Source organism: Arthrobacter sp. Y3223164 (genome assembly GCF_059091005.1).
The window spans coordinates 1-1,828 of sequence record NZ_JBNHGF010000475.1; the positions used below are offsets into that span (position 1 = coordinate 1).

2 protein-coding genes are annotated in these 1,828 nt (G+C 70.1%); both read right to left on the reverse strand.

Annotated elements, in window-relative coordinates; genetic code table 11:
• The coding region (locus AC5RUJ_RS15550) for an MFS transporter (RefSeq protein WP_494156164.1) at positions 1–489 on the reverse strand (489 nt) is incomplete at its 3' end.
• 256 nt (positions 490–745) lie between these two features.
• Entirely contained in the window at positions 746–1,552 is an 807-nt protein-coding gene (locus AC5RUJ_RS15555; protein WP_494000965.1) for an SGNH/GDSL hydrolase family protein, read from the reverse strand.
• Between the last annotated feature and the right edge of the window lie 276 nt (positions 1,553–1,828).

Here is a 1,828-nt window from a genome sequence, read left to right on the forward strand (position 1 = left end):
GCCGATCTGGCCGCGCTGCCGCCGCGGCACGCGGTCCGGGATGCTGGCAGTAACGGCCGCGTAGGCGCCATTGCACCCGGCCTGCACCAGGCACCAGCCGATCACCATCACCGCGATGTTGGGGGCGCCGGACAGCAGCAACAGCGCGGCGAAGCCCAGGACGCCGCCGGCCAGCGCCCACGGCACGCGTCGTCCGAACCGGGACGTAGTGCGGTCGCTCAGCGCCCCGAAGATCGGATTGGCGACCAGCGACACGGCGGCGCCGAAGCCGGTGGCCATCGCCAGGACGGCTTCCTTGTTCACGGCATCGAACGCCTGCGACTGCTGGGCCAGCAGCACCTGCAGCGGGCCGAAGAACGCCGCATTGATGCCGAGGTTGGTCAGCACGACGGCGGTGACCCAGCCGGGCCGGACCTTGGTGGTGGGCTCCCGGAACGCCGCGGGAAGGTCGAGCGCCGGCACGGGATCGCGCGGTTCCTGGACGGACATGGCCACAACCCTCCTCACCGACGGCGCGGCCTGGCCGCGGTCCCTGTTGTTGCAACAGCGTACAGCCGCCGCCGCGCAGGCCGGTAAGATCATGCCGCCGCGGCCAGCGCTATCGCCCAACGGCAGGCCGACAGCGCTGACCGGCGGGCCTTAAAAGGACTTGGGGGGCGTGAGCCCAACCTGCGCCCCGCAGCGGCCGGGCGATAACTGCGGGGAGGTCAGCCGGCGGCCAGCCGGGCCAGGACCTGCCGGGACGTCAGCCTGCGGAAGCAGCGGCACGCTGTCTGGCCAGCTTTTTCAGCCCGTGCGAGACCTGGACCGGCTCCGGCCAGCGCGGCGCCAGATTGTCCCCCAGCGTGACGCCCCTGAGCTTGCGGCCGAACATCGGGACCACCCATTCCTGCAGCCAGTCGCGCTCGCGCCGGAGTGCCGCGCGCCAGCCCGCCCGCACCGGAGCCTCCGGCCGCTTCAGCCTGAGTGTGTGCTCCACGCCGAGGGCCTCCAAGACCCTGGCCGCCATGTACTTGTGCCCCAGCGCGGACATATGCAGCCGGTCCGTGTCCCACATCCTCCGGTCCTGATAGAGGTCGAACGCCCAGTGGTCCACCAGCACCGCCCCGTAACGCCGGGACAGGTCCCGGACGGCCTCGTTGAACACCCAGTTGCGCCGCCGCATCGGCTCTAGGACGGGCGGGAGCATGACCTCAAAGCCGGTGAAAAGGATCAACCGCGCACCCGTTTCGGCCAGCCGGCGGACGGCGGATTCGTACTCCGCCAGGAGTTCCGGCATGCTCCGCTTAAGCTCCAAAATGTCGTTGCCGCCGGCATAAAAGGAGACCAGGGTTGGCTGCATCTCGATGGCCGGTTCCAGCTGGTCCGCGATGATCTGGTGGAGCCGCTTGCTGCGTACCGCCAGGTTTGCGTAGCGGAAGTCCGGGTCCTGCTTGCCCAGCTGCTTGGCCACCCGGTCGGCCCAGCCGCGCACGCCATTGGGAAAATTGGCGTTGTAGTCCCCCACGCCCTCGGTAAAGCTGTCGCCCAGCGCCACGAATAGTCCGCCCATCTGCCGAAGACTAGCGGCGCCGGGCGACGCACCGGCAAACACTCGGTGAAGTCCGCCGCTGTGCCGGCCAGGTTGTCCGCGGTTATGAGTCCCGGGCGAGCGGGCAGTTTCCCGCCTGCCGTCAGCTGGGGTCGGGAACCAGCTCCGGCGGCTCGAAGATCCACGGCTCAACCGGCAGGGCATCGGGCCGGAACTCGGACAGCAGCTTGGGCAGCGGGACGTCCGGCAAGCCCAGCGAGGCCAGCAACAGGCCGCGCACCGCGGCCGCGTCCAGCC